This window comes from Nocardioides sp. Soil796 (assembly GCF_001429525.1).
Classification (GTDB): domain Bacteria; phylum Actinomycetota; class Actinomycetes; order Propionibacteriales; family Nocardioidaceae; genus Nocardioides.
In genome coordinates this window covers 51,240-76,767 of sequence record NZ_LMSQ01000012.1, presented here as the reverse complement: position 1 = coordinate 76,767, position 25,528 = coordinate 51,240, and the positions used below count along the sequence as shown (strand labels likewise).

General features: G+C 70.0%; 29 protein-coding genes. 14 read left to right on the top strand and 15 right to left on the bottom strand.

Annotation, left to right across the window (positions count from 1 at the left end; genetic code table 11):
• Positions 1-71: 71 nt before the first annotated feature.
• The 3 genes from ASH02_RS04340 to cobT are packed head-to-tail and all read right to left on the bottom strand — an operon-like array spanning position 72 to position 3,155.
• On the bottom strand, positions 72-875 hold the full coding sequence (locus tag ASH02_RS04340) for a TrmH family RNA methyltransferase (protein ID WP_056678001.1): 804 nt from the start codon (positions 873-875) through the stop codon (positions 72-74).
• Positions 868-2,085, bottom strand: a complete 1,218-nt coding sequence (cobA, locus tag ASH02_RS04335; protein ID WP_056677998.1) for a uroporphyrinogen-III C-methyltransferase — start codon at positions 2,083-2,085, stop codon at positions 868-870. The genes ASH02_RS04340 and cobA overlap by 8 nt, the downstream gene beginning before the upstream one ends.
• Positions 2,085-3,155 carry a nicotinate-nucleotide--dimethylbenzimidazole phosphoribosyltransferase gene (cobT, locus tag ASH02_RS04330; protein WP_056677996.1) on the bottom strand — a complete coding sequence of 357 codons (1,071 nt, stop codon included), beginning with the start codon at positions 3,153-3,155 and terminating at the stop codon, positions 2,085-2,087. The genes cobA and cobT overlap by 1 nt, the downstream gene beginning before the upstream one ends.
• Positions 3,156-3,245: 90 nt before the next feature.
• Here cobT and ASH02_RS04325 point away from each other — a divergent pair, with 90 nt between their 5' ends.
• Positions 3,246-3,767, top strand: coding sequence for a YbhB/YbcL family Raf kinase inhibitor-like protein (locus tag ASH02_RS04325; RefSeq protein ID WP_056677994.1), 522 nt, complete (start codon positions 3,246-3,248; stop codon positions 3,765-3,767).
• Between the two features lie 10 nt (positions 3,768-3,777).
• Here the strand turns inward: ASH02_RS04325 and ASH02_RS27475 are convergent, their stop codons facing one another.
• Positions 3,778-4,773, bottom strand: coding sequence for a GNAT family N-acetyltransferase (locus ASH02_RS27475; protein WP_056677992.1), 996 nt, complete (start codon positions 4,771-4,773; stop codon positions 3,778-3,780).
• 54 nt (positions 4,774-4,827) lie between these two features.
• Positions 4,828-5,703 (bottom strand): AraC family transcriptional regulator, encoded by an 876-nt coding sequence (locus ASH02_RS04315; RefSeq protein WP_082563562.1) that lies wholly within the window; start codon positions 5,701-5,703, stop codon positions 4,828-4,830.
• A gap of 27 nt (positions 5,704-5,730) precedes the next feature.
• Between ASH02_RS04315 and ASH02_RS04310 the strand changes: the two genes are divergently transcribed.
• Positions 5,731-6,222: a VOC family protein gene (locus ASH02_RS04310; RefSeq protein WP_056679352.1), complete on the top strand. Its 492-nt coding sequence runs from the start codon at positions 5,731-5,733 to the stop codon at positions 6,220-6,222.
• Positions 6,223-6,250: 28 nt separating this feature from the next.
• Here the strand turns inward: ASH02_RS04310 and ASH02_RS04305 are convergent, their stop codons facing one another.
• The gene (locus tag ASH02_RS04305; RefSeq protein ID WP_056677990.1) at positions 6,251-6,886 is read right to left on the bottom strand and encodes an FMN reductase; all 636 of its coding nucleotides are present in this window, start codon (positions 6,884-6,886) and stop codon (positions 6,251-6,253) included.
• Positions 6,883-8,031: an LLM class flavin-dependent oxidoreductase gene (locus ASH02_RS04300; RefSeq protein ID WP_056677987.1), complete on the bottom strand. Its 1,149-nt coding sequence runs from the start codon at positions 8,029-8,031 to the stop codon at positions 6,883-6,885. The genes ASH02_RS04305 and ASH02_RS04300 overlap by 4 nt, the downstream gene beginning before the upstream one ends.
• Positions 8,032-8,137: 106 nt before the next feature.
• Between ASH02_RS04300 and ASH02_RS04295 the strand changes: the two genes are divergently transcribed.
• The 5 genes from ASH02_RS04295 to ASH02_RS04275 are packed head-to-tail and all read left to right on the top strand — an operon-like array spanning position 8,138 to position 11,614.
• Positions 8,138-8,629: a DUF6174 domain-containing protein gene (locus ASH02_RS04295; RefSeq protein WP_056677985.1), complete on the top strand. Its 492-nt coding sequence runs from the start codon at positions 8,138-8,140 to the stop codon at positions 8,627-8,629.
• Between the two features lie 41 nt (positions 8,630-8,670).
• Positions 8,671-9,468: an ABC transporter permease gene (locus tag ASH02_RS04290; protein ID WP_056677982.1), complete on the top strand. Its 798-nt coding sequence runs from the start codon at positions 8,671-8,673 to the stop codon at positions 9,466-9,468.
• Positions 9,461-10,276, top strand: a complete 816-nt coding sequence (locus tag ASH02_RS04285) for an ABC transporter permease (RefSeq protein ID WP_056677978.1) — start codon at positions 9,461-9,463, stop codon at positions 10,274-10,276. Before ASH02_RS04290 ends, ASH02_RS04285 begins: the two co-directional genes overlap by 8 nt.
• Position 10,277: 1 nt before the next feature.
• Complete coding sequence (locus ASH02_RS04280; RefSeq protein WP_057294337.1) at positions 10,278-11,243, top strand: ABC transporter ATP-binding protein; 966 nt, start codon at positions 10,278-10,280, stop codon at positions 11,241-11,243.
• Positions 11,240-11,614 carry an ankyrin repeat domain-containing protein gene (locus ASH02_RS04275; protein WP_056677974.1) on the top strand — a complete coding sequence of 125 codons (375 nt, stop codon included), beginning with the start codon at positions 11,240-11,242 and terminating at the stop codon, positions 11,612-11,614. The genes ASH02_RS04280 and ASH02_RS04275 overlap by 4 nt, the downstream gene beginning before the upstream one ends.
• Positions 11,615-11,674: 60 nt before the next feature.
• Here ASH02_RS04275 and ASH02_RS04270 read toward each other — a convergent pair whose 3' ends face one another.
• Entirely contained in the window at positions 11,675-13,180 is a 1,506-nt protein-coding gene (locus ASH02_RS04270; protein ID WP_056677971.1) for a catalase, read from the bottom strand.
• On the bottom strand, positions 13,173-13,622 hold the full coding sequence (locus ASH02_RS04265; RefSeq protein WP_056677967.1) for a Fur family transcriptional regulator: 450 nt from the start codon (positions 13,620-13,622) through the stop codon (positions 13,173-13,175). Before ASH02_RS04265 ends, ASH02_RS04270 begins: the two co-directional genes overlap by 8 nt.
• 87 nt (positions 13,623-13,709) lie before the next feature.
• On the opposite strand from ASH02_RS04265, the gene ASH02_RS04260 reads away from it, so the two are divergent.
• Both ASH02_RS04260 and ASH02_RS04255 read left to right on the top strand, forming a co-directional pair.
• Positions 13,710-14,663, top strand: a complete 954-nt coding sequence (locus tag ASH02_RS04260; RefSeq protein ID WP_056677964.1) for an alpha/beta hydrolase — start codon at positions 13,710-13,712, stop codon at positions 14,661-14,663.
• A gap of 10 nt (positions 14,664-14,673) precedes the next feature.
• On the top strand, positions 14,674-15,036 hold the full coding sequence (locus ASH02_RS04255; RefSeq protein WP_057294336.1) for a DUF4267 domain-containing protein: 363 nt from the start codon (positions 14,674-14,676) through the stop codon (positions 15,034-15,036).
• A gap of 19 nt (positions 15,037-15,055) precedes the next feature.
• Here ASH02_RS04255 and ASH02_RS04250 read toward each other — a convergent pair whose 3' ends face one another.
• The 4 genes from ASH02_RS04250 to ASH02_RS04235 all read right to left on the bottom strand — a co-directional run bounded on the left by ASH02_RS04250 (position 15,056) and on the right by ASH02_RS04235 (position 18,335).
• Entirely contained in the window at positions 15,056-15,817 is a 762-nt protein-coding gene (locus ASH02_RS04250) for a sulfite exporter TauE/SafE family protein (RefSeq protein ID WP_056677958.1), read from the bottom strand.
• Entirely contained in the window at positions 15,814-16,968 is a 1,155-nt protein-coding gene (locus ASH02_RS04245; protein ID WP_056677955.1) for an SPFH domain-containing protein, read from the bottom strand. The genes ASH02_RS04250 and ASH02_RS04245 overlap by 4 nt, the downstream gene beginning before the upstream one ends.
• Positions 16,969-17,063: 95 nt before the next feature.
• Positions 17,064-17,525: an NfeD family protein gene (locus ASH02_RS04240; protein WP_056677952.1), complete on the bottom strand. Its 462-nt coding sequence runs from the start codon at positions 17,523-17,525 to the stop codon at positions 17,064-17,066.
• 9 nt (positions 17,526-17,534) lie between these two features.
• Entirely contained in the window at positions 17,535-18,335 is an 801-nt protein-coding gene (locus tag ASH02_RS04235) for an ABC transporter ATP-binding protein (protein ID WP_056677949.1), read from the bottom strand.
• Between the two features lie 38 nt (positions 18,336-18,373).
• Here ASH02_RS04235 and ASH02_RS04230 point away from each other — a divergent pair, with 38 nt between their 5' ends.
• On the top strand, positions 18,374-19,111 hold the full coding sequence (locus ASH02_RS04230) for a hypothetical protein (RefSeq protein ID WP_056677946.1): 738 nt from the start codon (positions 18,374-18,376) through the stop codon (positions 19,109-19,111).
• An 18-nt stretch (positions 19,112-19,129) separates the two neighbouring features.
• On the opposite strand, the gene ASH02_RS04225 is transcribed toward ASH02_RS04230, so the two are convergent.
• Complete coding sequence (locus ASH02_RS04225; protein ID WP_056677943.1) at positions 19,130-19,486, bottom strand: VOC family protein; 357 nt, start codon at positions 19,484-19,486, stop codon at positions 19,130-19,132.
• 61 nt (positions 19,487-19,547) lie between these two features.
• Here ASH02_RS04225 and serB point away from each other — a divergent pair, with 61 nt between their 5' ends.
• Positions 19,548-20,771: a phosphoserine phosphatase SerB gene (gene serB, locus ASH02_RS04220; protein ID WP_056677940.1), complete on the top strand. Its 1,224-nt coding sequence runs from the start codon at positions 19,548-19,550 to the stop codon at positions 20,769-20,771.
• 28 nt (positions 20,772-20,799) lie between these two features.
• Here serB and ASH02_RS04215 read toward each other — a convergent pair whose 3' ends face one another.
• Positions 20,800-21,321 carry a SixA phosphatase family protein gene (locus tag ASH02_RS04215; protein WP_235532506.1) on the bottom strand — a complete coding sequence of 174 codons (522 nt, stop codon included), beginning with the start codon at positions 21,319-21,321 and terminating at the stop codon, positions 20,800-20,802.
• A 33-nt stretch (positions 21,322-21,354) separates the two neighbouring features.
• Between ASH02_RS04215 and ASH02_RS04210 the strand changes: the two genes are divergently transcribed.
• Genes ASH02_RS04210 through ASH02_RS04200 form a run of 3 tightly spaced genes read left to right on the top strand, consistent with a single transcriptional unit; the run spans position 21,355 to position 25,528 of the window.
• Positions 21,355-22,371: a cyanophycinase gene (locus ASH02_RS04210; protein ID WP_082563561.1), complete on the top strand. Its 1,017-nt coding sequence runs from the start codon at positions 21,355-21,357 to the stop codon at positions 22,369-22,371.
• Positions 22,368-25,163 carry a cyanophycin synthetase gene (gene cphA / locus ASH02_RS04205; protein ID WP_056677937.1) on the top strand — a complete coding sequence of 932 codons (2,796 nt, stop codon included), beginning with the start codon at positions 22,368-22,370 and terminating at the stop codon, positions 25,161-25,163. The genes ASH02_RS04210 and cphA overlap by 4 nt, the downstream gene beginning before the upstream one ends.
• A gap of 5 nt (positions 25,164-25,168) precedes the next feature.
• The gene (locus tag ASH02_RS04200) at positions 25,169-25,528 is read left to right on the top strand and encodes a cupin domain-containing protein (RefSeq protein WP_056677933.1); all 360 of its coding nucleotides are present in this window, start codon (positions 25,169-25,171) and stop codon (positions 25,526-25,528) included.

Here is a 25,528-nt window from a genome sequence, read left to right as displayed (position 1 = left end):
GCAGGACGTCCGGCACAACGTCCTGCGTCGGGGTTGTCGCAGCGACCGCAGTGCAGGACGTCCCGGGAGCCTCAGCGGCGGGCGGTGACGTAGCAGGCGACGGCGGTGGCCGCGGCGACGTTGAGCGAGTCGATGCCCTCACGCATCGGGATGATCGCGCGACGGTCCGCCGACTTCTCCCAGCGAGCCGAGAGTCCGTGCCCCTCTCCGCCGAGCACCAGGGCCACCTTCTCGACCCCGGCGACGGCGTCCTCGATCGCGGCGGCGTCGTCGGCCAGGGTCAGCGCGACAGTGGTGAACCCGCGGGCCGACAGGGCCGGCAACGCGTCGTACCAGTCGTCGAGGCGGGTCCACGGAGTGGTGAAGACCGCCCCCATGCCGACCTTGATCGATCGGCGGTAGAGCGGGTCCGCGCAGCGAGGAGCGAGCAGGACCGCGTCGAAGCCGAGCGCCGCACCACTGCGGAAGATCGCTCCGACATTGGTGTGGTCGACGATGTCCTCGAGCACGAGCACCGAGCGGGCACCTTCCAGCACGGCGTCGAGCGTCGGCAACGGCGTACGACGCAGCGAGGCCAGGGCACCACGGTGCACGTGGAAGCCGGTGACCTGCTCGGCGACCCGCTCCTCCATCACGAAGCAGGGCGCGTCGGTCGTCTCGAGGATGTCGGCCAGGCCGTCGAGCCACTTGGGCGCCATGAGGAACGATCTCGGCGCGAAGCCGGCCTCCACCGCACGACGGACGACCTTCTCCCCCTCGGCGAGGAACAGGCCGTTCTCGGTCTCGAGGTGCCTGCGCAGCTGGACGTCGCGCAGGTCGCGGTAGTCCGCCAGCCGCGGGTCGGCCGGGTCGTCGACGTGGTGGAGCTCAGCCACGCCCGTAGTGCTCCGGCCGGGCCACCGCCACGACCTCGCCGATCACGATGATCGCCGGCGGCTTCACCGACTGCGCCTCGATGTCGGCGGCCAGGGTGCCGAGCGTCGAGAGCACGGTGCGCTCCTCCGGCATCGTGCCTTCCATGACCACGGCCACGGGCGTGTCGCTCGCACGGCCGCCCTCGACCAGCGCCGTGGCGATGTGCGGTGCGTTCTGCACGGCCATCAGGAGCACGACCGTGCCCTGCATCTGCGCGACCGCGTCCCAGTTGACCAGCGACTCGGGGTGGCCGGGCGGCAGGTGGCCCGAGATCACGGTGAACTCGTGGGTGACGCCCCGGTGGGTGACCGGGATGCCGGCCCGCGCCGGCACGGCGATCGACGAGGACAGTCCCGGGACGACCGTGACCGGGACACCGGCGGCGTTGCAGGCGATGACCTCCTCGAAGCCACGGCCGAACACGAAGTTGTCGCCGCCCTTGAAGCGGACGACGCGCTTGCCCTCGAGGGCGCGCTCGACGATGACCTTGTTGATGAACTCCTGGCTGGCCGAGCGACCACGTGGCAGCTTGGCCACGTCGATCAGCTCGGTGTCGGGCGACAGCTCGTCGAGCAGCTCGCGCGGGGCGAGCCGGTCGGCCACGACGACGTCGGCCGAGGCCAGCGCGTTGCGTGCGGCCAGGGTGACCAGCTCGGGGTCGCCGGGCCCGCCGCCGACCAGCACGACCCCGGGAGTGCGGTCGTGGTTGGCGGTGATCAGCCCCTCCCGCAGGGCGTGCATGATCTCGTCGCGCACCTGCGCCGACTGGCGCGGCTCGCGGTTGCCGAGCACGGCGACGGTCACGGTGCCGTGGTGACCGGTGGCCGGCGTCCACGCGGTCGCCTCACGGGCGTCGTCGCTGCGCACGCAGAAGATGCGGCGTTCCTCGGCGGCGGCAGCCACGGCCGCGTTGGTCTCGGCGTCGTCGGTCGCCGCGATGGCGTACCACGCCTCGTCCAGGTCGGACTCCACGAAGCCGCGCAGCTCGATGGTGATCTCGGCACCGAGGCCCTCGATGGCCGGGGTGACCTCGGGCGAGACGAGGTGCACGTCGGCACCCGCGGCGATCAGCGCGGGAACCCGCCGCTGGGCCACGTGCCCGCCGCCGACCACGACCACCTTGCGGCCGGCCAGCCGCAGACCCGAGGGGTAGGGGACGAAGTCGCTCATCATGCGTCCTTGTTCGCCACACCGGCGGAGTCGAAGGTGGCCATCTCGTCGAGGATCAACGCGGCCGAGCGCACCAGCGGGAACGCCAGTGCGGCACCGCTTCCCTCGCCGAGGCGCAGGTCGAGGTCGACCAGAGGGCGCAGGCCGAGCTTCTCGAGCGCGGTGCGGTGACCGGGCTCGACGCTGCGGTGGCCGGCCAGGCAGTAGCCGATGGAGTCGGCCGAGAGCGCCTGGGCGACCAGGGCTGCGGAGCCGGCGATGACGCCGTCGAGGATCACCGGGAGCCGGCGGGCGGCGGCGCCCAGGATGAAGCCGACCAGACCGGCGTGCTCGAGGCCGCCGACCTCCGCCAGCACGTCGACCGGGTCCGCGTCGGCGGACAACCGGGCGACCGCGTCGGCGACGACACGGGTCTTGAGGGCCAGCGTCTCGTCATCGATGCCGGTGCCGCGACCGGTGACCACCTCGGCCGGGGTGCCGGTCAGGGCGGCGAGCAGGCAGGCCGACGGCGTCGTGTTCCCGATGCCCATGTCACCGGTGAGCAGCACGTCGTGCCCGGCGTCGGCCAGCAGGTTGGCGACCTCGATGCCCACCGAGATGGCCTGCTCAGCCTCGTCGCGGGTCATCGCCGGGCCGACGCTGAGGTCCCCGGTGCCGCGGCGTACGTTGCGGGCCAGCACGACCTCGTCGCCGGCGATCTCGGAGGCGACACCGACGTCGACGACGCGTACGACGGCACCGCAGGCGCGGGCCAGGACGTTGACCGCGGCTCCGCCGGCGCGGAAGTTCTCGACCATCCCGACCGTGACCTCCTGCGGCCACGGCGAGACACCCTGGGCCAGGACTCCGTGGTCACCGGCGAAGACGGCCACCGCGGGTGCGGCCGGGGCGGGCGGTGGGCAGGTGCCTGCGATCCCCGCCAGCTGGATCGAGACCTCCTCGAGCACGCCGAGTGCACCGGCCGGCTTGGTGAGCTGGGCCTGGCGGTCGCGGGCCTGCTGCGCGGCCTCGGCCGACGGCGGGCGGATCGCGGCGAGGGTGGAGTCGATGAGTGTCCGTGGGGAGTTCACCGGGCCATTCTTATGGATTCCCGGACATCGCGCTGACCCGGCGGGTCGCCTTCCACGTGGCGGACTGGGCTGTCGTACTAAGTTCGGGGCATGAGCATCGAACGCCCCGTGACCCCGAACCCCTACGACCTGCTGCCGCAGACCGCGTCCTTCGCGCTCACCAGTGCCGACGTCACCGACGGCCAGCCGCTGAAGGACGACCAGGTCGCTGCCCACGGCAACACCTCGCCACAGTTGGCCTGGAGCGGTGCCCCGGAGGGCACGAAGTCCTTCGTGGTGACCTGCTTCGACCCGGACGCACCGACGCCGAGCGGCTTCTGGCACTGGGTGCTGGTCGACGTGCCGGCCGACGTCACGGCCCTCGACGCCGGCGCCGCGTCCGGTGACCTGCCGGGCAACGCCTTCCACGTGCGCAACGACGCGGGCGACGCCGGGTTCATGGGTGCCGCGCCGCCCGAGGGCGACCAGGTACACCGCTACTACTTCGTGGTGCACGCGGTCGGCGAGGAGTCCCTGGGCGTCGACGCCGACGCCTCACCCGCCGTCGTCTCGTTCAACCTGGCCTTCAAGACGCTGGGTCGGGCGATCGTCCACGGCACCTACCAGCACTGACGACGGCTCGTCAGGACTGACGCTGCAGCTCGTGGAGCCGCGCCCGAGGCGTGAACCCGAAGTCGGCGTTCGTGCGCTGCATCGCGTGGTTGTCGGGCTCGGTCCACGTGTGGATCGCCCGGCGCTCGGGGTGCTCCCGGCGAACGACCTCGAGGGTGGCCAGCTTCAACGCGGTGCCGAGGCGGTGGCCCCGGTGCTCCGGCATGACCAGGGTGTCGTCCTGGAGCACGAGGTCACCGCCGCGCGGCAGCACCAGCATGGAGTAGCCACCCATCACGCCGTCGTCGCGGCGCCGGGCTGCGGCCACGATCGGGATCCAGCCCTGCGCAAGGCGTGACTCGCCGGTGCGCAACCGCTCCTCGTCGAAGACGACGGCCTCGATGTCCATCTCGCCGGTCGGCACGTCGTTGGCCATCTGGGTACGCATCGCGCAGAACTGGGCGACGTGCTCGTCGGGGCACCGCTCACCCCAGAGCACGATCTCGTACGCCGACCCGGCGCCCGCAGCGGCCGCCTCCAGGTGGGAGACGTCGGCCGGCAGGTCGAGGACGAGGTGGTCCTCCTGGTGGACGCTCTCGAACCCGAAGGTGCGGCCGAACCGCACACCCGGGCTGTCCTCGAAGGCAACGCCCCGAGGAACGTGCATCTCCACGCACGAGGTCGTGCGCCCGTGCTCGGCGCAGATCTCCTCGACGCGGGCGAAGAGCGCGCGGCCCACGCCCGCCCGCCGAGCGTGCGGTCGCACCGCGAGCTCGACATCGGCGAGGTGCGTGTTGTCCTTGAGCGGCAGGCCGACCTCCGCGGTGCCGACCCAGGCACCGTCCGTCACGGCTGCCAGCCGGACGGCGCGCCGGTAGGGGTTGTCGGCCTGAATCACGGACTTCTCGAACGACTCGTAAGTGCGCTCCCAGCCGTCGGGCAGGTCATGGTGGACCACCTCCTGCTCGACGGCGAAGAACTCCCGCCGGGCGGCGACGTTGCGGACGTCGATCTCGATGATCTCCATGCCNGTTCAATGGGCCGAGCGTTCAATCGGCCGAGCGTTCAATGGGCCGAGCGTTCAGCGGCCGGCGTACTCCCCCGGCGGGACACCGACGAGGTCGGTGAACTCGCGGGTGAAGTGGGCCTGGTCGAACCATCCGAGGCGGGCGGACAGGTCGGCCAGGTCGGCGTACTCCCCCGCATCGATCAAGGTGACCGCGTCGTGCAGGCGGTAGCGGCGCAGCACCCACTTGGGCCCGACACCGACGTAGCGCCGGAACAGCCGCTGCAGGGTGCGCACCGAGACGTGGAAGCGCTCGGCCACCTGCTCGACGGTGACCAGCGACGAGTCGGCGACCAGACCGGCCACGATGGCGATCACCCGGTCGTACGCCGGATCGGGGCCGGGCAGTCGCTCGAGCAGGAAGGCGTCCATGACCTTGGCCCGCACCGCGTCGGAGCTCTCGCCCAGCACGTCGCGCAGCAGGTCGTCGGCGGCAGCACCGAAGACGGCCCGCAGGGACTCCACCCGGTCGGTCCACCCACCGACGTCGTCACCCGTCCACGCGCCGAACCCACCGGGGCGGAACTTGATGCCGAACGAGCGCCCCTCGCCGGACAGCGGTATCGAGAACCTGCGGGTGACCACCCCGTGCACCAGGGCGGCGGGCATCTCCAGCCCGTGGTGCGGCGTCGTGCCGGACTCGACGGTGACGTGGACGGCCGGGTGCGGCACGACCTCCGAGAGGTAGGTCGTCCCGGCGGGCAGGTTCCACGCGACGGTCCAGTAGTGCTCGATCCACGGGTCCAGTCGTGGGTCCGGCGTGGGCCGCGACAGGTCGGCGTACCGCGCGAACTGGTCGGGCCTCAGGATGCCCGCATGGGTCGACGTGGCCGGACGACGCGCATCGGGTGGGAGGCCGCGGCGACCTGTCGCGTTTTTCCAAGAGCCCATGGCCCCAGCCTAGGGAGCATGGGTGACATGACCACCGAACAGAAGACCCCGACCGTCGACCCGATCCCCGCCGGCTACACCAGCCTCACGCCGTACTTCTGCTGCCAGGGCGCAGCGGAGGCGATCGACTTCTACACCGCCGTGCTCGGCGCGACCGTCATCAGCCGCATGGAGGCACCCGACGGCACGATCGCGCACGCCGAGCTCGAGGTGGCGAACGGCCGCATGCAGCTCAGCGACCCCGCACCCGACCACAACCTGGCCGCCCCCGACGGCGGTGACGTGGTCAGCCGAAGCACCGTCTTCTACTGCCCCGACGTCGACGCGGTGTACGCCGCCGCGATCGACGCCGGCGCGAAGTCGTACGGCGAGCCCGACACCTTCGTGACCGGCGACCGCTACGCCGCGTTCCTCGACCCGTTCGGCCACCGCTGGGCCGTGATGACCCGGGTCGAGGACGTCGACCCGGACGAGGCCGAGCGACGGGTCAATGCGTGGCTCGAGGAAGAGAGCCGCTGACCCGAACTCGGCCTGTCCCAACTCGGCCTCAGCGTGAGACTGCGGCCAGCATCGACGCGAAGTCCGGGGTGTCCTCGGGGTTGTCGATGGTCACCTTGACCGGTCGGGTGGCACGCGTCGGCTGACCGGCGCCGAGCAACGCCACCAGCTGGTTGGCGGCCTTGCGGACCCGAGTGTCGAGCGCGCCGCCGGCGGTGCTGCCGAAGTCCTCACTCGCGGCGAACACCGCGGTGGGCACGACGACCGCCTTGAGGTAGGCGAACAACGGCCGTAGCGCGTGCTCGAGCACCAGGGAGTGCCGGGCTGTCCCGGCAGTCGCTGCGACCAGCACCGGCGTGCCTTCCAGCGCATCGTTGTCAACGGCGTCGAAGAACATCTTGAACAGGCCGCTGTACGACGCGGTGAACACCGGGGTGACCGCGATCAGGGCGTCGGCCCGCGACACCGAGGCCAGGGCCTCCTCGAGGTCACCGGTGGCGAACCCGGTCAGCATGAAGTCGGCCAGGGCGTGGGCCAGCGGGCGCAGCTCGATCACGTCGAGCACCACCTCGTGGCCGCGCTCGGTGAGCAGTCGCACCGACTCGTCGGCGAGCCGGTCGGCCAGCAGGCGGGTCGACGACGGGTCGCTGAGACCGGCGGAGACGACAGCGATCTTGAGGGTCATGCGGACACCTCCTCGGGTGACTTGCCGGTGACGTCGTCAGCGGCGTGGACGGTGGTGGACTCGCGCGGGCCGCCGGCGGCAGCCACGAGGGACTCGTGGGTCGGGGCGTCGGGCACGTGGGCCGGCTTGAGGGCGGCGAACTCCTTGCGCAGGACCGGCACGACCTCCTCGCCGAGGATGTCGAGCTGCTCCAGAACGGTCTTCAGCGGCAGGCCGGCGTGGTCCAGCAGCCACAGCTGGCGCTGGTAGTCGCCGACGTATTCGCGGAAGCCGAGGGTCTGCTCGATGACCTGCTGCGGCGAACCCACCAACAGGGGCGTCTGCTGCATGAAGTCCTCGAGCGAAGGGCCGTGGCCGTAGACCGGGGCGCGGTCGAAGTAGGGCCGGAACTCGTTGATCGCGTCCTGGCTGTTCTTCCGCATGAAGACCTGGCCGCCGAGCCCGACGATCGCCTGGTCGGCGGTGCCGTGGCCGTAGTGCTCGAAGCGCTGGCGGTAGAACCGCACCATCTTGGCGGCGTGCGAGGACGGCCAGAAAATGTGGTTGTGGAAGTAGCCGTCGCCGTAGTACGCGGCCTGCTCGGCGATCTCGGGAGACCGGATCGAGCCGTGCCACACGAACGGCGCGACGCCGTCGAGCGGGCGTGGGCTGGAGGTGAAGCCCTGCAGCGGGGTGCGGCGCTTTCCCTCCCAGTCGACCGACTCCTCGCGCCACAGCTTGTGCAGCAACGCGTAGTTCTCGACCGCCAGCGGGATGCCGTCGCGGATGTCCTTGCCGAACCACGGGTAGACCGGGCCGGTGTTGCCGCGGCCCATCATCAGGTCGACGCGGCCCTCGGCCAGGTGCTGCAGGTAGCCGTAGTCCTCGGCGATCCGCACCGGGTCGTTGGTGGTGATCAGCGTGGTCGACGTGGAGAGCACGATGCGCTCGGTCTGGGCCGCGATGTTGGCCAGGAGGACGGTCGGGTTCGCGGGCGCCACGAAGGGCGGGTTGTGGTGCTCGCCGGTGGCGAACACGTCGAGGCCGACCTCTTCGGCCTTCTTCGCGATGGCGACCGTGGCCTTGATCCGCTCGTGCTCGGTCGGGGTGTGACCGGTCGTCGGGTCGGTGGTCACGTCGCCGACGGTGAAGATACCGAACTGCATCACAGGCTCCTCAAGTAGTTGAATATGCAATCACATGGTCCAACCGGAGTGGCCGGACGGATATTCCCACGCGGAACCAGTCGAGCGACACGGCCGTCGTACTGGCATGAAGAGCTTCCTGATGGCCGCGATGACCGTGTTCCTCCTGGCCGGCTGCGGCACCGGCGACGACACCGCCGGTGCGGATCCCGACCAGGACCCCACCGCGACGCCGACCGACGGCATCACCGAGGTGAGCACGCCGGAGACGCGCCTGCTCGACGCCAGGGAGGACTGGAAGAACGCCGGCATCGACCACTACCGCTGGCGTTATGAACAGCTCTGCTTCTGTCCCCCGCTCGACATGCGGATCGAGGTGCAGGGCGACGCGATGGTCGACGCCACCAACCTGGCCGCGCCCAAGGCCGAGGCGGCGCCCGAGATCGTCACCATGGAGGACCTCTTCGACCAGGTCGAGACCGCACTCCGCGACTCCGCCACGGTCCGGGTGACCTACGACCCGGAGACCGGCGCCGTGCGCTCACTCGAGGTGGACCACATCACGAACGCGGTCGACGACGAGTACACGATCAAAGTGGTTGGCGTGACACCTCGCTAGGTGAAAGGATCCGGGGTCGCCCACGACTGCCCGGAGGTCACATGCTGTACGTCGCCATCGCGACGCGTGCCTTCCGGCGCTACTCCACCTACGTCCTGGCGACGGCAGCGGGCATCTTCACCAACTGCGTCTTCGGGATCATCAGCTGTTTCGTCTACATGGCGGTCTGGGAGCAGCGTCCCGACGCCGGCGGCTACGACGTCACCGATGCGCTGACCTACGTGTGGCTCGGGCAGGCCATGCTGATGACCGTCGGCATGTTCGGCGGCGGCTCCCCCGACGACCTCGCCGACCGGATTCGCAGCGGCGACGTGGTGATCGACTTCTATCGTCCGGTCGGCCTGCTCGGCTGGTATCTCGCGGCCGACCTCGGGCGAGCGGCGTACCACCTGCTGACCCGCGGAGTCGGACCCGCGATCGTGGGTGCCCTGCTCTTCGACCTGCGGTTTCCCGGCGGGCCGTTCGCCTGGGTCGCCTTCATGCTGGCGGTGCTGCTGGCGGTGGTCGTGAGCTTCGCGATGCGCATGCTGGTGGCGATCACGTCGTTCTGGCTCTTCGACGAGGCCGGCCCGCGCACGGTGCTCATCGTGATGAACTCCTTCTTCACCGGCCTGACCGTGCCACTCGTCCTGTTCCCCGGTGCGCTGCGCGACCTGGCGATGGCGATGCCCTGGGCCGCCATGCTGCAGATCCCGGCAGACATCTGGCTCGGCCAGCGGGCCGGTGCCGAGGTGTGGCTGGGCCTCGGCTTCGCGGCCGCCTGGAGTGCCGTGCTGATGCTGGCCTGCCTGGTGCTGCTGCGGGTGGCCGAACGCCGGGTGGTGGTCCAGGGTGGTTGACAGTACGCACGTCGTCGACGGGTGGACCGGGTACTGGCGGATCGCTGCCATGTGGGTGCGCGCCTCGATGACCTATCGGGTGTCGTTCTGGATGATGACCGTCGCCGGCTTCGTCATCGGGGCGCTCGACTTCATCGGCATCTGGATCCTCTTCCACACCATCGACTCCATGGGCGGGTTCAGCCTGCGGGAGGTCGCCTTCCTCTACGGGGCGACGGGGATCGGGCTGGCGTTCGCCGACATGTTCGTGGGCCGCATCGAGAGACTCGGCCAGATGATCCGCATGGGTGATCTCGACACGATGATGGTGCGCCCCGTGCCCTTGTTGGCACAGGTCTGCTCCAACGAGTTCGCCCTGCGTCGACTGTCCCGGATCCTGCTCTGCACGATCGTCACGGGCTGGGCGAGCCTGTACGTCGAGTGGACGCCGATGCGCCTCCTGGTCATGGCCGGCATGCTGACCGGCGGGGCGGCGATCTTCTGCTCGATCTTCGTCATGCTCGCCTGCATCCAGTTCCTGACTGCCGACGGCGTCGAGTTCGCGAATGCCTTCACCTACGGGGGAAACACCATCACCCAGTACCCGTTGGCGATCTTCCCCGGCGAGGTGGTCAAGGCACTGACCTTCGTGCTGCCACTCGCCTTCGTGAACTGGTATCCCGCGCTGTTCATCCTCGGTCGCGACGACCCGTTCGGGATGCCCCAGTGGTTCCAGTTCCTGAGCCTCGTCGTGGGTGCGGCGATGCTCTGGCTGACCACGTTCGTGTGGCGCTTCGGCGTCCGCCACTACCGCTCGACGGGAAGCTGAGATGTCTCTGATCGAAGTCCGCGAACTGGGCCGCACGTTCACCGTGCGCAAGAAGGCCGGCCGGCTGCGGCGTACCAGCCATGACGTCGAGGCCGTGCGTGACCTGTCGTTCTCGATCGACGCGGGCGAGATGGTCGGCTACATCGGCCCGAACGGGGCCGGCAAGTCGACCACGATCAAGATGCTGACCGGCATCCTGGTGCCGTCGTCCGGCTCGATCAGCGTGGCCGGGCTCGACCCGTCCCGACGCCGCACCGAGCTGGCCCGGCGCATCGGCGTGGTCTTCGGGCAGCGCACCACCCTGTGGTGGGACCTGCCACTGCGTGACTCCTTCGACCTGCTGCAGAAGATCTATCGCACGGACCCGGCACGGCACCGCGAGAACCTCGACGAGTTCCTCGAGCTGCTCGACCTCCACGACCTGCTCGACACTCCGGTGCGCCAGCTCTCACTCGGCCAGCGGATGCGTGGCGACATCGTGGCCGCGCTGCTGCACGACCCCGAGATCCTCTATCTCGACGAGCCGACCATCGGCCTCGACGTGATCAGCAAGGGCCGCCTGCGCGAGTTCCTGCGCGCCCTCAACGAGCGCCGCGGCACGACCCTGCTGCTGACCACGCACGACCTCCAGGACATCGAGGCGCTCTGCGACCGCGTGATCGTGATCGACCACGGCACCGCCGTCTTCGACGGAAGCCTGGCCGGGCTGCACCAGCGCGGCGGGTCACGGCGGACCCTGGTGGTCGACCTGGTCGACGAGGCGCCACCGATCGCGATCGACGGCGCCGAGGTGGTCAGGGTCGAGGGCCCGCGGCAGTGGCTGGCGTTCCCCACCGAGGCCAGCGCGGCACCGATCGTGGCCGCCGTCGCTGCGGCGTACGACGTGGCCGACCTGTCCCTGCGCGAGCCGGACATCGAGGACGTCATCCGCACGATCTACGCCGGTGCAGGGAGAATGAGCCCATGACAGAGCTGACCCCTGAGCAGACCGAACGAGTGCTGGCCCTGGCCAGGGACCTGGCCCGCGCCGGCGAGACAACGCAGCTCCTGGAGTTCCTCGACCACGGCCTCCCGGTCGACGCGACCGACGCCGGGGGCAACACATTGCTGATGCTGGCCGCCTATCACGGTCACGCGGCCACGGTGTCGGCACTGGTCGAACGAGGCGCCGACGTCGACCAGCGCAATGACCGTGACCAGTCCCCGGTCGCCGGCGCGCTGTTCAAGGGGGCCGACGACGTGGTGGCCGTACTGGTCGCGGCCGGCGCCGACCTCGATGCCGGTACGCCGACCGCCCGCGCGGCCGCCGAACTGTTCGGCCGCACCCACCTGCTCTGAAATCAGGTACTCCCTGACGTTTCGGTCCGAGGGACCGAAACGTCAGGGAGTATCGCTGGGTCAGGCGGGGGTGTTGTCCGGGTTGGGGTCACTGTCGCCGAGGTTGCCGGCCTTCAGCGCCTCGATCGCCTTGCGGACACCTTCGCCGTACGCCGGGTCGGCCAGCGTGCAGTGCTCGATGTGCTTCTCGACCGACGTCTCGGATGCACCGTCGATGGCGCGGGCCGTGTTCTCGAAGAGCACCTGCTGCTGCTCGGCACTCATCAGGCGGAACAGGTCACCGGGCTGCTCGAAGTAGTTGTCGTCGTCCTCGCGGAAGTTGAACCGGTCGGCAGTCGACCCGATCGCCTGTGCGGGGTCGGCGTACGCCGGCTGTTCCTGCCAGCGCCCGAAGTTGTTCGGCTCGATGCCGGGCACGCCACCCTGGTTGCCGTCGACGCGCATGGTGCCGTCGCGGTGGTAGGTGTTCAGGCCGGGCGCGCCCTTGGGGAAGTTCACCGGGATCTGGTGGTGGTTGACCCCGAGGCGGTAGCGCGCCGCGTCACCGTAGGAGAACAGGCGGCCCTGGAGCATGCGGTCGGGCGAGAAGCTGATGCCGGGCACCAGGTTGGCCGGGGTGAAGGCGGCCTGCTCGACGTCGGCGAAGTAGTTCTCCGGGTTGCGGTTGAGCTCCCACTCGCCGACCTCGATCAGCGGGTAGTCCTTCTTCGACCAGACCTTGGTGAGGTCGAAGGGGTGGAAGCGGTAGTTCTCCGCGTCGGCCTCGGGCATCACCTGGATGAAGAACTTCCACTTCGGGAAGTCGCCCTTCTCGATGGACTCGTAGAGGTCGCGCTGGCTGGACTCGCGGTCGTCGCCGACCAGCTTGGCGGCTTCCTCGTCGGTGAGGTTCTCGATGCCCTGCTGGGTGCGGAAGTGGAACTTCACCCAGAACCGCTCGCCCTCGGCGTTGATGAACGAGAAGGTGTGCGAGCCGAAGCCGTGCATGTGGCGGTAGGACTTCGGGATGCCGCGGTCCGACATCACGATGGTGACCTGGTGCAGCGCCTCAGGCAGGTTGGTCCAGAAGCCCCAGTTGTTCTCCGCGTCGCGCAGGTTGGTGCGCGGGTCGCGCTTGACGGCGCGGTTCAGGTCGGGGAACTTCAGCGGGTCGCGGAAGAAGAAGACCGGTGTGTTGTTGCCGACGACGTCCCAGTTGCCCTCCTCGGTGTAGAAGCGCAGGGCGAAGCCGCGGATGTCGCGCTCGGCGTCGGCCGCACCGCGCTCTCCGGCCACGGTGGAGAAGCGGGCGAACATCTCGCACTCGTTGCCGACCTTGTTGAAGATCGCGGCCTTGGTGTACTTCGAGATGTCGTGGGTGATGCGGAGGGTGCCGTAGGCACCCGAGCCCTTGGCGTGCATGCGGCGCTCCGGGATGACCTCGCGGTCGAAGTGCGCCAGCTTCTCCAGGAACCAGAGGTCCTGGAGCAGCATCGGGCCGCGCGGACCCGCCGTGAGGCTGTCCTGGTTGTTGGTGACCGGTGCGCCGGCCGCCGTGGTCAACGGCTTGGTGTTGTCGTCAGACACTGCGTGCTCCTTCGGTGGGGTGTCGGGTGGACGAGCAGCTGGGGCACAGGCCCCAGTAGGTCACTTCGGCCTCGTCGATGACGAAGCCATGGGTCTCGACGGCGTGCAGGCACGGCGCGTCTCCGACCGCGCAGTCGACGTCGGCGATGTCGCCGCAGGTGCGGCACACGAGGTGGTGGTGGTTGTCCCCGACTCGCACCTCGAACCGGGCCGGCGAACCAGCAGGCTCGATGCGGCGCACCAGGCCGGCGTCGGACAGCACCCTGAGCACGTCGTACACGGCCTGTGTGGAGACCGAACCGATGTCCTCGCGGGCGACGCGTGCGACGGTGTCCACGTCTGCGTGCGGGTGTCGGGTGAGCGCCTCGAGGACGGCGATCCGCGGCCGCGTCACACGCAGGGACTTCTCCCGCAGCATGACGGTGGGATCGGTGCGGGGCATGCCAGCACTCAACCACCTTTTCTGGAACTATTCAAGAATTGAGCGGTCAGGGCGAGTCTCCTTGCCACGACTGCAAGAATCACCGGCATGAGCGAGGTCGAGACCGACGTCCTGGGGGCGCCGTACACGCAGGAGACCATCGAGCTCCCCGACGACTCCGAGGGCGCCGTGGTGGCCACCCTGGTGCACCGCCCGGCCGACACCCCGACCGCGAAGGCCGTGCTGCACGTGCACGGGTTCGCCGACTACTTCTTCCAGACCGAGTACGCCGAGTGGTGGACCTCCCGCGGCTACGACTTCTACGCCCTCGACCTGCGCAAGTACGGCCGCTCGATCCGGCAGCACCAGACGGTCAACTACGTCGAGGACCTGCGCGAGTACTTCCCCGACCTCGACGCTGCCTGGGCCCGCATCAGCGGCCGCGACGGCCACGACCACGTGGTGCTCACCGCGCACTCCACGGGCGGGCTGACGGTGCCGTTGTGGGCCAACGACCGCCGACCCGAGCTGGCGGGCATGGTGCTGAACTCCCCCTGGTTCGACATGCAGGGCGCCTGGTGGACCCGCACCATCGGTACGACGGTGATCAAGCAGGTCGGGGCCCGCACACCCAAGCGGGTGATCCCCCGCCCGGTCTCGGGGTTCTACACCCGCAGCCTGCACCGTGACCTGGAGGGCGAGTTCGACTTCGACCTGTCCTGGAAGCCGGTGGAGTCGCAGCCCGTGTACGCCGGGTGGCTGCGCGCCGTGCGCAACGGCCACTCCGAGCTCCACGCCGGCATCGAGGTCGGCTGCCCCTCGCTGGTGCTCTCCAGTGCCCGCAGCGCGGCACCGGAGTCGATGGACGACTCGGTGCACCGCCACGACATCGTGCTCGACGTCAACCAGATCCGGCGCTGGGCGCCGTCACTCGGGCGTCACGTCACCAGCATCGCGGTCGAGGACGCGCGCCACGACGTCGTGCTGTCCCTGCCCGAGGTGCGGAAGAAGGTGTACGCCGAGATGGACACCTGGCTGACGGCGTACGTCGACGCTCGCTAGTCTCCGGGACATGAACCCCGTCACCGGTCTCAACCTCGCCCGCATCGTCCTCGGCGCCGTCGCGCTGGTCTCCCCCGCACTGGCCGCGAAGATCTTCCGGCTCGACCCGGGGGCGAACCCGCAGCTCGGTTACATGAGCCGGATGTTCGGGGCCCGAGAGGTCGCCCTCGGCGCGGTCACGCTCGCTGCCTCGGGCACCACCCAGCGCAACCTCGTCCTGGTCGGGATGGCCGTCGACGCCACCGACGCGTTCTCCGGCACCGCCGCCGGGATCGACGGCTCGGTCACCAAGGCCACCAGCGGCTTCCTGACCCTGCCCGCGGTCGGTGCCGTCGTTGCCGGCGCGGCCGCACTCGTGATGGCCCGCCGCTGACCCGCCCGCCGGTGGCGGGTCAGACCAGGAAGAAGATCAGCGCGACGACCCCGACCACGACGATGAACGCACGCAGGGCGAGCGGCGGCAGACGGCGACCGTAGATCGCACCGAGCTGCCCGCCGACCACGGCCCCCGTCGCGATCAGCGCCACCACCAGCCAGTCGACGTCGGCGACGACAGCGAAGATCACGCCCGCGACGAGGTTGACCAGCCCGGCGAGCACGTTCTTGGTGCCGTTGAGCCGCTGGAGGGTCTCGTCGATGCCGATGCCCATCACGGCCATCAGCAGCACGCCCTGGGCCGCGCCGAAGTAGCCGCCGTACACGCCGCCGAGCAGGACCAGTGGCCACACCCACCACGCGCCGTTGGCCGGCAGGCCGCCCGCGGCCTCGTGCCGCTTGGCCACCCATGCCGAGATGCGCGGCTGGAAGACCACCAGGAGGCAGCCGACCACGATCAGGACCGGGACGATCGCCTCGAACGCCCCCGAGGGCAGCTCGAGCAGCAGCACCGCCCCGATGACGCCGCCGATCAGCGAGGCGACGGAGAGCCTCAGGATGCGGGCCCGTTGGCCGACCAGCTCACGCCGGTAGCCGATCGCCCCGGAGATCGAGCCGGGCACGAGGCCGATGGTGTTGGAGACGTTGGCGGTGACCGGGGGTACGCCGAACGCGAGGAGGGTCGGGAACGTGATCAGCGTTCCCGACCCCACCACGGTGTTGATGGTGCCGGCGGCCAGGCCTGCGAGCAGGACGGCCGCGGCTTCGAGCAGTGTCACGGCGCCGGAGGCACCTCTTGGTCGAGTGCCGGAGGCACCTCGGGGTCAGCCGGTGCGGCCGGCGTCTCAGGAGTCACCGCTGCGGCGGCCGAGTCCTTGCCGATGGCCGCGCCCTTGGCCTCGGCGATGGCCTGCTCGACCGCGGCGTGCGTGCTCGACAGGGTCGGGTCGGCCGGGTCGGGGATGTTCGGCTCGCTGGATCCCATGTCGACACGCACACGCGGCCCGTCGACGTCCTTCGGGATTCCGCTGAGCTCGGTCATCGTCGAGCCGAGGCCCTCGAGCGCCTTGCCGATCTCGGATGGGACGATCCAGACCTTGTTGGCGTCGCCCTCCGCGATCTTCGGCATCATCTGGAGGTACTGGTAGGCCAGCAGCGACTGGTCGGGCCGGCCGTCGTGGATCGCCTGGAAGACGGTCTGGATGGCCTGTCCCTCACCCTGGGCACGCAGGATCTGAGACTCCCGGTCGGCCTGGGCGCGCAGGATCAGCGACTCCCGGTCACCTTCGGCGGAGAGGATCGCGGACTGCTTGGAACCCTCGGCGGTCAGGATCGCGGCCTGGCGCTGACCCTCGGCGGTGAGGATGACGGCACGCTTCTCGCGGTCGGCACGCATCTGCTTCTCCATCGAGTCCTTGATGGAGGGCGGCGGGTCGATGCCCTTGAGCTCGACACGGTTGACCCGGATGCCCCACTTGCCGGTGGCCTCGTCGAGCACGCCACGCAGACGGCTGTTGATCGCGTCGCGGCTGGTGAGGGTCTCCTCGAGGTCCATGCCACCGACGATGTTGCGCAGGGTGGTCATGGTCAGCTGCTCGACGGCCTGGATGTAGTTGGCGATCTCGTACGTCGCGGCGACCGGGTCGGTGACCTGGAAGTAGATGACGGTGTCGATCGAGACGACCAGGTTGTCTTCGGTGATCACCGGCTGCGGCGGGAACGACACGACCTGCTCGCGCAGGTCGATCATGTAGCGCACCTTGTCGATGAACGGCACGACGATGTTGAGGCCTGCGGGCAGCGAGCCCTTGTACTTGCCGAAGCGTTCGACGATGCCGGCACGCGCCTGCGGAACGATCCGCACGGTCTTGGCGAGTACGACGACGACGAACAGCAGCAGCAGTAGCAGCAGGACGAGAACTGCGGTCATCTGCTCTTCCTTTCCCCGGACGGAAGATCCGTCACTCTTTCGTGAAGCAGGTCTGGTGGTTCAGGTGCGTGGTGGAGCAGATGCCGGCAGAGCCTTCAGGGCTCCAGTCGCGGCACCGGGTGGACGTAGGCCGTGGCGCCCTTGATCTGGAGCACCTCCACCGTCTCTCCGGCCTCGATGACGATCGACTCGTCGTAGGGCCGGGCGGTCCATTCCTCACCCGAGAGCTTGATGCGGCCGGCGTCCTGGTCGCTGATCCGGGCCAGGACGACGCCGTGGTGGCCGACCAGCTTGCCGTGGCCCAGCGAGAGTTCCGGGCCGGCGTGCAGCTTCTTGAGGGCACTGGGGCGCACGAGGGCCAAGGCGGCGACCGAGGCACCGGCGAACAGCAGGACGGTCAGCTCGAACGGCGCGCCGAGCAACGCGGCGACCATCGCGACCCCGGCACCGGTGGCGAGCATGAGCAGGATGAGGTCCATGCTGAACAGCTCGGCCACGCCGAGCAGGATGGTGAGACCCAACCAGGTCTCCCATGCGTGTTCGCGCAACCAGTCCATGACGAAACCCTAGCCCGCGTGTCGGCGCGATCGGCGCCGGGCGGCGTACCGGCCGTCTTCGTGACCCAACTGCAACGGCATCCCGAAGGTGGCGCTGAGCATCTCCTCGGTGATCACCCGCTCCACGGGGCCCGCTGCGACGACTTTCCCCTGCCGCAGGAGGAGGGCGTGGGTGAAGCCCGGAGGGATCTCCTCGACGTGGTGCGAGATCAGCACGGTGGCTGGGGCCAGCTCGTCCTGCGCGAGGAGCGACAGCGTGGAGACGAGGTCTTCGCGGCCGCCGAGGTCGAGGCCCGCGGCGGGCTCGTCGAGCAGCAGCAGCTCGGGGTCGGTCATCAGGGCGCGGGCGATCTGCACCCGCTTGCGCTCGCCCTCGCTCAACGTGCCGAAGGTGCGGTCGAGCAACGGCTTGGCACCGAGCTCGACGAGCAGCTGTTCGGCGCGGCCGTGGTCGAGGGTGTCGTAGTGCTCGTTCCATCGACCGAGCACGCCGTACGACGCGGAGACCACGACGTCCCGGACCAGCTCGTGGCGCGGGATGCGCTCGGCGATCGCCGCGCTGGTCAGGCCGATCCGCGGGCGCAGCTCGAAGACGTCGACGGTGCCGAGCACTTCGTCGAGGATGCCCGCGACTCCCGAGGTGGGGTGGATCTGGGCCGCCGCGACCTGGATCAGCGTGGTCTTCCCGGCTCCGTTGGGGCCGAGGATCACCCAGCGTTCGTCCTCCTCGACCGTCCAGTTGACGCCGTCGAGCAACGTGGCGCCCCCACGGCGCACCGTCACCTCGGCGAACTCAAGTACGGCGGTCATGTCCCGCACCCTATCCACCCGGCGTAGGCTCCCGCGCCATGGCATCGGCACTCCCCATCGACTCGGCCCGCATGGCGTGGTGGTTGTCCGCCTGGCTGCGCGGAGCGGCCACTCCGGACGACGTCCGCGACGCCGTGCTGGACGGCGACGCAGCACACGACCTGGTCGGACTGCCCGGCGACGACGGCACCACTCCGCTGCTCCTGGCCCTCGGCGCGGTACGCCGTTCCGGGGCACGTTCGGCGGGCCTCGCCCTGCCCGCGCCCGGCGACCCGACCGGGCTCGGCGGCCCCGCCGACTTCAATGCCGCGGCACTCGACGCCGGCGAGGCCGTCGTCCTGGAAGGTGCCGACCTGGGACTGGTCCCGGTCCGGGCCGGGGCCGGTGTGGTGTGGCAGGTGCTGCCGGCCGCACGTCGTGCTCTGGTCGATCTCGGTGAGGCAGACCGGGGACTGCGGGCAGCGGTGTCGACCGCGGCCACGGCCCTCGTCGACCTCGAGGTGGCGCGCTGGCGTCCCGAGGTCGCCGACGAGCTGATGAACCTGCGCCACGTGCCGGCCTACGACGCACCGCCCGGCACGCCCGAGCGCGCGAGATCGCTGGCCGGCCGCGCACTCCAGGCCCTGGGCATCACCGAGCTGGCCGGCCAGGACCATGGCGCCGCGGTGACGGCGCACGAGATGGCGCAGCGTGCCGACGCGCTCCTCCCGCTGGAACACGCCGCCCGCCGGGCCCTGGTCGCAGCCTGCTCCCCCGAGGTCTGGCCCCCTGACTAGGCCCTCACCTGTGTCGTGTCACTGGTGGGAGTAGACCCCGAGGGCGTTGCCGGACGGATCGGTGAAGTGGAACCGACGGCCGCCCGGGTACGCGTAGGGACCCTCGGTGACCGTGCCCCCGGCCGCCAGCACCGCGGCATGCGTAGCGTCGAGGTCGTCGGAGGAGATCAGGACCAGCGGGCCGCCGGGCTGCGGAGTCGTGGCCGGGTTGAGCCCGCCGATCTCGTCGTCGCGCCCGGGCAGCTTGATGCCGGCGTAGTCGGGGCCGTAGTCGTTGAACTCCCAGCCGAAGGCGGAGGTGTAGAACGCCTTCGCCGCCGCGAGGTCCGTGGCACCGAGCTCGATGTAGTTGACGGTGTGGTGTGTGTCGGACATGCGGCCCACACTACGAGTCGGCACCGACAACCGGCCAGGACCGCAGTAGCCTCTACCCGTCATGACTGACTTCGAAGAAGCCCCGCCGAAGACCCTGCTCATCACCCTCACCGGCAAGGACCGTCCCGGCGTGACCTCGGCGGTCTTCTCCAGGCTGGCCGCTGCGGGTGTCGAGGTGATCGACATCGAGCAGATCGTGCTTCGCCGACGCCTCGTGCTCGGCGTGCTGGTCAGTGCGCCCCGGGAGTGGAAGAAGCTCCGTGACGCGGTCGTCGAGGTCGGCTCGGCACTCGGCATGCAGGTCGAGGTCGACCGCGGAGTCGGTGACAACAAGTCCCGTCGTGACGGGCGCAGCCACGTCACGATCATCGGGGCGCCCCTGCGCGCGGCCGCCATGGCCGCGATGACGGGACGCATCGCGGACTCCGGCGGCAACATCGACCGCATCGAGCGCATGGCCCGCTACCCGGTCACTGCCATCGAGCTCCACGTCTCGGGGGTCTCGACCGACACCCTGCGTGAGGGCCTCGTGAAGGAGGCCACCCTCCAGGGGGTCGACGTCGCGGTCCAGCCGGCCAACCTGCTGCGACGCGGCATGCGGTTGATCGTGATGGACGTCGACTCCACGCTGGTCCAGGGCGAGGTCATCGAGATGCTGGCCGCCCACGCGGGCTGCGAGCCGGAGGTCGCCCGGGTCACCGAGCAGGCGATGCGCGGCGAGCTCGACTTCGCCGACTCACTGCGCGAACGGGTCGCCCTGCTCGAAGGGGTCGACGCCCGTGCCCTCGAGCGGGTCTACGAGGGCATCGTCTTCGCCCCGGGTGCCCGCACCATGATCCGCACCCTGAAGCGACTCGGCTACCGGTTCGCGATGGTCTCCGGCGGCTTCAGCCAGATCACCGACCGCATCGCGGCCGACCTCGGCTTCGACTTCGCCCACGCCAACGAGCTCGAGATCGTCGACGGCCGGCTCACCGGGCGCATCGTCGGCGACGTCGTCGACCGGGCCGGCAAGGCCGCCGCCCTGCGCCGCTTCGCCCACGACGTGGGGGTCACCGAGGAGCAGGTGATCGCGATCGGCGACGGGGCGAACGACCTCGACATGCTCAACGCGGCCGGGCTCGGCATCGCCTACAACGCGAAGCCGGTCGTCCAGCAGGCGGCCGACACCGCGGTGAACGTGCCCTACCTCGACGCGATCATGTACCTCCTCGGCATCTCCCGCGAGGAGATCGAGGCCGCTGACGCCGCCGTCGGCATCGTCACGCCGGCACCTCCGGTCTGAGCGAGGGGCTGGCTCGCCCCGTCGGGAGTCAGTCGTCCTCACGCGGCACGTGGAAGCGGGCCAGGCGGGCGCCGCCCATGTCGAGATCGGTCCAGGCGCCGCTGACCTCGAAGACCGCCATCGCGCCCGTGGGGAACCCGGCGATCATGCCGTTGGAGGCGTCTGTGTCCCCCTCGCCGTCGTCCAGCGTCTGCGCCAGGAACGCCATGGTCGGGTTGTGCCCGATGACGACCAGGCTGCGTACGTCGTCCGACGTGAGACGGATCAGGTCGAGCGCCGAGTCCGGTTCGGCGGCGTACAACGCGTCGCTCGTCTCGACCGGGCAGTCGAACCCTCCCGCCGTCGAGACCTCCCACCAGGTGGCCTGCGTGCGCGCTGCGGAGGACACGAGGGCGGCGGCGGGCACCACCTCGACCTGTCGCAACCACTCGCCTGCCAACGCCGCCTCGCGTCGTCCACGAGGAGCCAGCTCCCGCTCGTGATCGAGTGCCGAAGGCGTCTCTGCCTTGGCATGCCGCATGAGGACGAGGATCCGGGAAGACTTGTGCACGCGACCATGTTGGCACCGGCTAGCCTGCCTGTCATGCCCAGCGAGAGTGAGTCCCCCATCGATTCCCCCACGCCCGGCCCCCTGATGATCGTGGGCGGCGCCGAAGACAAGTTGCGCAGGCGTTCGGTGCTCACCGAGTTCGTCCGGGCCTCGGGAGGCCCGCACGCGAAGATCGCCGTGATCGCCACGGCGTCCTCCCTGGGCCCCGAGATCGTCGAGGTGTACGACGCCCTGTTCCGCAAGCTGGGGGCGGCCGACGTCGTCTCCGTTCGACCGGTGACCCGTGAGCAGTCGCATGACGCGGCGTTCGTCGAGGCACTGTCCGACGTGACCGGCATCTTCATGACCGGCGGCAACCAGCTCAAGCTCTCCGGCGCGATCTGCGGCACACCGTTCGGCGAGGCGATCCACGCCGCCCGACGACGTGGCGCGGTGATCGCCGGCACGTCCGCGGGCGCCAGCATCCAGTCTTCGCACATGGTGGCCTTCGGCACCGGCGGCGCCACCGCCAAGCAGCGGATGACCCAGGTCGCGGCCGGACTGGGACTGGTCGAGAACTGCGTGATCGACCAGCACTTCGAGCAGCGCAACCGCTACGGCCGGCTGCTGATGATCGTCGCCCAGTCGCCGCAACTGCTCGGCATGGGTGTCGACGAGGACACCGCCGCCGTCGTGACGGTCGAGGGCGACCACGAGATCCTGCGCGTCATCGGCCGCGGGGCCGTGACGATCTTCGACCCGGCCCGCATCGTGAGCAACGCGCACGAGGCGTCGCGCTCGTCACCCCTGCTGACCTCAGGCGTCGTCTTGCACGTGCTGCCGCAAGGTGCGACCTTCGACCTGACGACACGCACACTCGTGCCTGCCCCGGCAGTCGCCGATGACGCCGAGGCGGCCGAGATCGCCGAGGCCGGTCGCGACCTGCGCAAGCTGGCCCGCGACATCGCGGCGGGTGACGTGTCACCCTCGGTGCTCCGGAGACGCAAGAGCAGGCGTCGCAAGGAAGCCGACCAGACCATCGAAGCCGACGAGACGGAAGCGAGCTCATGACCGACACTCCCCTGGCGGGTGGACGCCCGACCGCTGACCTGGCCATCGTCGAGACGCGGGTCTACCGCGGAGCCAACATCTGGTCCTACGACCGCTCGATCCACCTGGTCGTGGATCTCGGCTCACTCGAGCAGTACCCGACGAACACCATCCCCGCCTTCACCGACAACATCCTCCAGATGCTGCCCGGCCTGCGTGAGCACTCCTGCTCCCGTGGCCGTCGCGGCGGCTTCGTCGAGCGCCTCAACGAGGGCACCTGGCTCGGCCACGTCGCCGAACACACGGCGCTCGCCCTGCAGCAGGTGGTCGGCCACGACATCCGTCGCGGCAAGACCCGACAGGTCAAGGGCAAGCCCGGGCACTACAACGTGATCTTCGGCTACGTCGACGAACAGGTCGGCCTGGCCGCCGCGCGTCTCGCCGTACGCCTGGTCAACCACCTGGTCGAGGCCGACCCGGAGTTCGACTGGGACAACGAGCTCGAGGCGTTCATCAAGCGCGCCGAGCGCACCGCGTTCGGGCCGTCCACCCAGGCCATCGTGGACGAGGCGGTGTCTCGCGACATCCCGTGGCTGCGCCTGAACCAGCACTCGCTCGTGCAGCTCGGCCAGGGCGTCCACGCCAAGCGCATCCGGGCCACGATGACCTCGGAGACCAGCTCCATCGCGGTCGACATCGCCAGCGACAAGGACCTCACCACGCGGCTGCTCGGTGCCGCCGGGCTGCCGGTGCCCAAGCAGGAGTCGGTGCGGACCGCCGACCAGGCGGTCACCGTCGCCAACCGGATCGGCTACCCCGTGGTGGTGAAGCCGCTCGACGGCAACCACGGCCGAGGCGTCTGCCTCGACCTGGAGAACGAGGACGACGTCCGCGAGGCGTTCCCGGTCGCCAAGGACCAGTCCCGCCGCGGCTGGGTGATCGTCGAGTCGATGGTCACCGGCAAGGACTACCGGTGCCTGATCATCGACGGCAAGCTCGCCGCCGTCGCCGAGCGAGTGCCTGCCGGGGTCACCGGTGACGGCACGAGCACCATCGAGCACCTCGTCGAGATGGCCAACGCCGACCCGCGGCGCGGAGTCGGGCACGAGAAGGTGCTGACCCGCATCAAGGTCGACGACGCCGCCATCGAGAGGGTCCGCGACCAGGGCTTCGAGCTCACCGACGTGCCCGACGCCGGCGTCCAGGTGAAGCTGGCGCTGACCGGGAACATGTCGACCGGCGGCATCTCGATCGACCGCACCTTCGAGGCGCACCCCGAGAACGTCGAGATCGCCGAGGAGGCGGCTCGCATGATCGGGCTCGACATCGCCGGCATCGACTTCATCTGCCCCGACATCACCGAGCCGGTCCGTGAGACCGGCGGCGCGATCTGTGAGGTCAACGCCGCCCCCGGGTTCCGCATGCACACCCACCCGACCATCGGCGAGCCGCAGTTCATCGCCAAGCCCGTGGTCGACATGCTGTTCCCGCCCGGCGCACCGTCGCGCATCCCGATCGTCGCGGTGACCGGCACCAACGGCAAGACCACGACGTCGCGGATGATCTCCCACATCTTCAAGGGCATGGGCCGCAAGGTCGGCATGACCTCGACCGACGGTGTCGTGATCGACGAGCGGCTGCTGATCCGGGCCGACGCGTCCGGGCCCCGGTCTGCCCGCATGGTGCTGCAGAACCCGCGCGTCGACTTCGCGGTCTTCGAGGTGGCCCGCGGCGGCATCCTGCGCGAGGGGCTCGGCTACGAGCGCAACGACGTCGCCGTGGTGCTCAACGTGCAGCCCGACCACCTGGGACTGCGCGGCATCGACACGGTCGAGCAGCTCGCCGACGTGAAGGCCGTCGTGGTGGAGGCGGTGCCCCGCGACGGGCACGCCGTGCTGAACGCCGACGACCCGCTGGTGCGCAACATGCGCCGGCGCTGCTCGGGCCAGATCGTCTGGTTCTCCATGGAGGAGCCGGGCACCGAGGCCCGCGAGATGATCGACGCGCACTGCCGGCGCGGGGGCAAGGCACTGATCCTGGCGCCGTCCGACCGCGGCGAGATGATCGTGGTCAAGCACGGGCGCCGTGAGATGCAGCTGGCGTGGACCCACCTGCTGCCGTCGACCTTCGGCGGCCGGGCCCGGATGAACGTGCAGAACGCGATGGCCGCGGCCGCCGCGGCCTTCGCCGCCGGTGCTCCCCTGCACGACATCCGCCAGGGCATGCGCACGTTCTCGACGAACTACTACCAGTCCCCCGGTCGGCTCAACGAGGTCGAGGTCAACGGCGTCAACGTCATCGTCGACTACTGCCACAACGCGCCCGGCATGCGCATGCTCGGCGACTTCGTCGACCGGGTCGGCGAGTCGCTGGAGTCGGCACACGAGCTGGCCCGTCCTTCCCGGATCGGCGTCATCGCCACCGCCGGCGACCGCCGCGACGAGGACATGCGCGAGCTCGGTGAGATCGCGGCCCAGCACTTCGACGTGGTCGTGGTCCGCGAGGACGTCGCCCTGCGCGGGCGCGAACGCGGCGAGGTGGCCGGGTTCGTGGCCGAGGGCGTACGCCGGGCCATGGAGGCCGGCACCCGCTGCAAGCAGGTCGAGGTGATCACCGACGAGACCGACGCCATCCGTCACGCGATGAGTCGCGCCAACCGCGGCGACCTGGTCATCCTGTGCGTCGACAAGCACCCGCAGGTGATGGCCGAGCTGGAGAACTGGTCCAACCAGGCCCAGGCCGGCTCCGGCGCCACCGACGACTCCCCCGCCGCCGACCCCGACATCACCTCGGTGTCGAGCGACCGCGTCTGACCCGGGTGCGGATCCTCAGGCTCGACCAGGTCCCCAGGCGCAGGATCGAGGCCAACGACAGCACCGGCTTCACGGTGGGGGCGCTCGGCCTGACCGCCGACGCCCACCTCGTCGTGGTCCAACTGGCCCCGGGCGGGGTGATCGGACGTCACCCTGCCCTGGGCCGCCAGCTCCTGGTGGTCATGGAGGGCAACGCGACGGTCAGCGGCTACGACGGCGTGGTGCAGCATCTCGGTCCGGGCCAGGCCGCGGTCTGGGAGGCCGGCGAGCAGCACGAGACCCGCACCACCGCGGGCCTCCTCGGCTTCGTCGTCGAGGGCGACGTCGACCTCGACAACCACGTCGGGGCAGTCGACGCCCCCTGA